Origin of the sequence: Streptomyces sp. NPDC051776 (assembly GCF_040681345.1) — a bacterium.
In the GTDB taxonomy this organism is placed as follows: Bacteria; Actinomycetota; Actinomycetes; order Streptomycetales; family Streptomycetaceae; genus Streptomyces.
Map to the genome: position 1 here is coordinate 1 of NZ_JBFAYQ010000110.1, position 5,722 is coordinate 5,722.

Consider the following 5,722-nt stretch of genomic DNA (forward strand, 5'->3'; position numbering starts at 1 on the left):
CGTCGTCACCGAGCGGATGCGCAGCGGTGCCATCGAGGCCCTGCGCGTCCCGGCCAACCCGCTGGACGTACTGGCCCAGCAGATCGTGGCCATGAAATTTATTTGATAATAGTCCAAAAACACTAAACAGGCTTTTAGTGATCCTTGCCTTCAATCGTTTCGATATCGCCTTTGCCGTCACGGGACACGATGGCCTTGATAGCGGCAGTGATGCCTAAAACATCATCATCCAATGACAACGCTGGTGTTTCCGGACGAGTGACAACCTGTTCCGGCAAAAATGGAATATGCATGAAGCCGGCCTTAATATCGGGAAACATCTTATCCCGCATATACTGTACCTGATAAAAAATGTGGTTGCAGACGTAAGTGCCTGCTGTGTTGGAGACTGCTGACGGAACACCAGCTTCCCGAATGGCTTTGGCCATGGCCTTAATTGGTAACTGGGTAAAGTAGGCATTCTCGCCATCGCCATGAATCGTGTGATTAAGTGGCTGATACCCGGCATTATCTTGAATCCGACCGTCATCCAAGTTAATCGCAACTCGCTCCGGCGTGAGTTCAAACCGGCCACCAGCCTGACCAATGCTCAACACATAGTCAGGCTTTTCTTTGGCAATAGCATCTTTAACGACATCGGCTGAAACATTAAACTTTGTCGGAATTTCCAATTTAACGATTTGTGCCCCAGCAATTTCATCCGGCAAACGTTTCACGGCTTCAATCGCAGGATTAATTTTATCGTCGCCAAAGGGATCAAATCCGGTAACAAGAATTTTCATGAGAAGATTTCCTTTCTAAAATGCCAAGAAGTACAGAAGCTATCGAGAAGTGTATCTTGTACCATCTTTAAGACGTTGGAGTCTTTGATGGGTAGGACAATTTGTTGCGCCATGATTTATATATACCTTTCTGAAATTAAATAATTAAACTTATAATAGGCTCCGCCTTTTTATGACCACATTAAAAAACTAAACAAAAAGAACACCATATAAATTTTGTACGTGGTCTTCTTTTTGCTTTGAATCATTTCATTCCCTTGCTAAACCATTAGAAGCTTATTGTCAGTTTCAATAATACATCCAGTTACAGTTTACAAGACAATCTCCTACCATAGCTCTTTAGTGGTATCAGCATAAATTTATCATTCCATTACTAAAAGTTACTTAAAAATCCTTTTACTTTCTCATACATATTTTGAGTTTCTATATCATTATATTCTAATAGCAATTCAGGATCAGAAAACAAATATCCTTCTCCTTCATATTCATAGAATTCCAACTTAGCGCCTGAATTTTCTATTTCATTCAGGAATTCTTGTAAAATTTCTTCATCTTCTAGTTTCCACGGATCTTCTTTAGAATAATGGATTTGGATGGGGAGATTTGATGGCCACCCCTCATAGCCAAACATTTTAACTGGCATTCCACCATGTAACAATATGGTTCCAACTGTCTCTGGAATTTTTAGCGAAAGCCACTCTGCTAAATTACAACCATTTGAAAAACCAATAAAGATAACCGGTTTCTTACCATTCTTCTTGTGTTCTTCCTCGAACATCGCATAGGCTTTCTTTTCTAAACCATCTTCTCCAAATGTTCCGAGAAAAGCCATAGCTGTTTTATAATCATCAAATTTCTTTCCTTCATACAAATCAGGAATGATAACATCAAAACCTTCTTTTTTTATAACCTCTGACAAATTTAATTCAGACCCTCTTATTCCAAGTACTGAATGATAGATAAAAACAATTGGCTTCATATAATCCTCCTAGTTAAACTGAATTTACCGATTTATATTTCTATAATGATATTAGAATAATAACAAGACCCATCAGACTTAATCTCATATTATTCACCGTAATTAAAGTCTGATTTCACATTATTAACATGTATTTTCTAAAGTATATCAAATAACTATTCTATTTACAATTCCTTCAATTCTAATATACTACAGTACAGATAAATTAGTAATTTTCAAGTTATTATATAGTTAGAAGGATATTATAGGTTCTGTTGCGAAGTTTTTTAAAGTGTTTTTTTGTAGATGGTAGTATTGGCAGAGTCTTTTTTTACATATTTTACTGCTCGAATACTTCCTTCATTGACTTCTTTTAGAAATTGTTTTCCTATTGATAGGCGTACTCCTTTAGGAATAGTTTCCCAATTTACAGATAATAAAGTTTTTAGTGAAAAGTTTGTGTCAGGTGGAAGTTTTTCAATTAGTCCAGTTATTTCGTTAAACCAATGAGAAAATTCGTGGTTTGGAAATTCTTTTTTAATCAGATATTGCTGGATAGAGAAGCTTCCTGCTTTTTTTAGCAAGGTTTCATACTGCAAATCAGTTAGGGTTAATTGGATATTCTTTGACATTTTAATTATGTCCTTTCATTTATATTCATATAAAGGATATCACATCCTATTTTGTTTGTCAATAAAACATTTTGTTTGTCAATAAAACATTTATATAAATGCTTTATTTTTTATAAATTTGTAAAAAACAGCCCCTATAATTATATCTTGTAAGTATAAGGGCTGTTTTTGGTTAATTTCTTAGGGGTTATTATCTAATTATAGACCCTAAACGAACATCTTTTGTAGAAATCCTTTTTTCTGCTCTTTGAGAAGATCTAGCTTACGCTGATGAAGAGCGATAGTGTCATCTAACTGTTTAAAGAAAGAGCCTATTTTTTGTTGTTCTTCAATCTTAGGTAGCTCTAGATTTAGATTAGAAACTGCAGGATAGTTAACATATATTTGCGTTCCCCCCTGAACAATTCGTTTAACTTTTTCTCTAAAAGGACCATTAAGTATGGTATATGCAAAATTAGAATCAAAGTTTTCTTTCGGAGAAATAATTTCAGTTCGTTGATTGATAACATATTCGTTATCTTTTTCTACCAGTAAAGTTCTTCCAATAATTGTTCCATTAGCAGTTTTATCATTTAGCACCATGGTGAGCTCTCCAGAATTAACAACTCGTCCATCTGTAATTTCATTTGATATTGCGCGAATATTTTGATCAACGTATTGGCTATTTAATCCATAGCTACCAATTGAAATAACTTTGTATACACCATATTTGTCAAAATACTTTTCAATAGCTGTTCCGCCTCTGTGATTAGCTACGTCAGATAACTTACGCTCTTCCCAATCGTCAGCAAACCCCGCAAATCGCAATTCAGGAACTTTGGCACCATTTTTAGGGAACATCTTTTGTAAAAAGCCTTTTTTCTGTTCTTTCAATAAATCTAACTTACGTTGATGAAGAGCGATAGTATCGTCTAACTGTTTAAAGAATGACCCGATTTTTTGTTGTTCTGAAAGTTCAGGTACCATAATCGACATTTTCGACATTTGCTTACCTGAAACCTCAACAAAAGTAGATCCTGCACCGGTGACTTCCCCATATCGCTTGAGCTCATTAGTTCTTGAAAAAATAAAATAACTATCAAGTTTATTTTGATCAGGAACAATTGATTGAAACCCTTGATTAGTTGTAGCTTCTTTGGCTAATATAGCGGTGTTTCCGATACCAGCACGAGAAGTAAATAAGACGGTTCCTACTGGTAAAATTCGAGCTGAACTCTTCTTTAGACCTAGTTCAGTAATAGTCTTTTTACTTTTACTAACATAACTTTGTTCTCCAATTTCAGCTGGTGCATACCAATCAATATCACCGTCCCAGTATTCAGGGTTCGATGTACTTGGTGTTCCACCACCAACAATATTAGATAATTCTCCTAACTTACGCTCTTCCCAATCATCCGTAAATCCCGGAAACCTTAATTCTGGAACTTTCTTTTTAACTGAATCATCTATTTTCGCCATAGTCCCCACCATTTTCTTGGTTTTTCTTGTTCTTCTATCCTTTTTTGATCTTTGATTTGTTCCTGCAAATTTTCCAACTTCTCTTTAAGAGCGTTCACTTCATCTTTATATTGATTGTCTAAGTGTTTGAATTCTGTTTCCTGTGAGGGCATTTTGAGAGCTTTTAAGCTGTCATTTTCTGCTTTGTATTCTTCTAACAACTTTTTATCTTGTAAGGCTAGTCGTTGTTGCTGATCTAAAAGATTTTGAGTTTGTTTTTGTACGTCTACTAAACTTTTTATCTGTTCGTCTTTAACAGATATTTGATTATCTTTATTCTTTATTTGCTCTTTTAGATAATTGATTCGTTCATTTTTTTCATCAATTAAACTTGTATTTACGGTGTCTAATTTGGTATCTAAATACTGTCTATTTTGGACACCAACACTATCTAATTTAGTTTTAGGGACATATCCAATATTCCCTTTAATCACTTTTATAGCAGCGTTGTTAAGATAGATAGTACCGTCTAATCTCTGTATCAAATTACTATCTAATTTAGATACTTGATAATGAATTTTCTTTTTTGATACACCCAACTCATCCGCAAGCTCTTTGATCGTTTTTAGATTCTCACTCATGGCTTGCTCCTTTACCTCGAACACTTGCACGTTCTGGTTGGTCAAGGTCTTGTAATTTCACAGTTGGCAAATACTGATCAACTGCCTTTTTAAGATACTTTGCAACGTTCCCTTTTGAATAAGGTTCTTGCTTCTCACGAACGTATGAGAGGTGCTTTTTGACCCCCTCAAGTCCTCGTAATGTTTTGAGTTCGTCATACTTTGGATAAACATTTTTTTGCAAGCCAGCCATAAGTGATGTATCTGTCATTTCATAAGGCGATAAAAGGAAATTTTCAAGCAATAACCTTGTATATCTACTTTCTAACGCTTTACCTGCAAGTGTTTGGTTTGATAATTCTTTTTCGGCTTTCGCTTCCTTGTAGGTCTTGTCCTCTAGCTTATAACTGTTATCGTCTGCTCGACGTTTTTTCGTGATATGAAAGACAATAGAATCAATGCTTTTACCTTTTTTCACTTTCTCATAGGCAATATTAAATGAGGTCCGATCATTGATTTCTTCAAGGGGTTTATCTAAAACTTTCTTGCTAAAGTTAGTGAATAATTTGTATTCATTGACCGTGTCCGTCATTTCTCGTAATTCTCGCATGGAAATTGAAGGATTGCGGTAGGCTTCCACTTGTTCTTCTCGGCGCCCGCCCTTGTAACTATAATGCTCGTACTGGTTATAATTCATAGATAACCAGCGATACAAGATAATGGAATACTTGCTATTGAGTTCTGCAAGATCAGACAAAGCGTGTTGCGTGAAATTTTGTTTTAAATTGATTAAATACGGCATAATTTCAGGACTAAATCGGATCGTTACCTCATCATGATAATCCGTCCACTTAACATAGGGAATCGGCACAATATTTTCAAATTCAAATCCATGTTCTTTTTTTTCTTTAATTTTGAAAAAGGCTTGTTTCTGCATATTCTCGACTGCCTGTTTAAAACGTGTGTGTTTATTGCTGTCGTCCACTTTAAAAAAGGCAAACAGTTCTGCTTTTGACAAATAAACCGTATGATCTTTTGGTGGTTCTTCTGTATCAATGCACGATACGGCTAATTCAAACATTTTCAGTGGGGTTTTATCCATTTTGGCAATAGATGTGATTAAAGAATTATGCTCGACCACTTTACGTTTTGATAATTCGTTCAAGATTTGCACCTGCTTCTGATTTTGTTCATTTTTTGGTATACTAGTCATAGAAAACTGCTCCTTTGTGAGTGATTTTAGATAGGCACCGACCACAGAAATGCCTCCCGAAGATCAGCGGGGCTGGGCAG

General features: G+C 35.6%; 6 protein-coding genes. All 6 read right to left on the bottom strand.

Annotation, left to right across the window (positions count from 1 at the left end):
* Positions 1-134 precede the first annotated feature (134 nt).
* Positions 135-782, bottom strand: a complete 648-nt coding sequence (pcp, locus tag AB0M26_RS31115) for a pyroglutamyl-peptidase I (protein WP_014573651.1) — start codon at positions 780-782, stop codon at positions 135-137.
* Between the two features lie 373 nt (positions 783-1,155).
* Positions 1,156-1,761, bottom strand: a complete 606-nt coding sequence (locus AB0M26_RS31120) for a dienelactone hydrolase family protein (protein ID WP_063284065.1) — start codon at positions 1,759-1,761, stop codon at positions 1,156-1,158.
* A 266-nt stretch (positions 1,762-2,027) separates the two neighbouring features.
* Positions 2,028-2,372 carry a DUF1413 domain-containing protein gene (locus AB0M26_RS31125; protein ID WP_349221525.1) on the bottom strand — a complete coding sequence of 115 codons (345 nt, stop codon included), beginning with the start codon at positions 2,370-2,372 and terminating at the stop codon, positions 2,028-2,030.
* A 207-nt stretch (positions 2,373-2,579) separates the two neighbouring features.
* Complete coding sequence (locus AB0M26_RS31130; protein ID WP_193017583.1) at positions 2,580-3,830, bottom strand: restriction endonuclease subunit S; 1,251 nt, start codon at positions 3,828-3,830, stop codon at positions 2,580-2,582.
* Positions 3,818-4,030, bottom strand: coding sequence for a DNA-binding protein (locus tag AB0M26_RS31135; protein WP_200416660.1), 213 nt, complete (start codon positions 4,028-4,030; stop codon positions 3,818-3,820). Before AB0M26_RS31135 ends, AB0M26_RS31130 begins: the two co-directional genes overlap by 13 nt.
* A 412-nt stretch (positions 4,031-4,442) precedes the next feature.
* The gene (locus AB0M26_RS31140; protein ID WP_063283645.1) at positions 4,443-5,642 is read right to left on the bottom strand and encodes a RepB family plasmid replication initiator protein; all 1,200 of its coding nucleotides are present in this window, start codon (positions 5,640-5,642) and stop codon (positions 4,443-4,445) included.
* Between the last annotated feature and the right edge of the window lie 80 nt (positions 5,643-5,722).

What these genes read in the sequence shown, in the direction of transcription:
- pcp (WP_014573651.1), bottom strand. Translation starts at nt 782, where the DNA reads ATGAAAATTCTTGTTACCGGATTTGATCCCTTTGGCGACGATAAAATT.
- AB0M26_RS31120 (WP_063284065.1), bottom strand. Translation starts at nt 1,761, where the DNA reads ATGAAGCCAATTGTTTTTATCTATCATTCAGTACTTGGAATAAGAGGG.
- AB0M26_RS31125 (WP_349221525.1), bottom strand. Translation starts at nt 2,372, where the DNA reads ATGTCAAAGAATATCCAATTAACCCTAACTGATTTGCAGTATGAAACC.
- AB0M26_RS31130 (WP_193017583.1), bottom strand. Translation starts at nt 3,830, where the DNA reads ATGGCGAAAATAGATGATTCAGTTAAAAAGAAAGTTCCAGAATTAAGG.
- AB0M26_RS31140 (WP_063283645.1), bottom strand. Translation starts at nt 5,642, where the DNA reads ATGACTAGTATACCAAAAAATGAACAAAATCAGAAGCAGGTGCAAATC.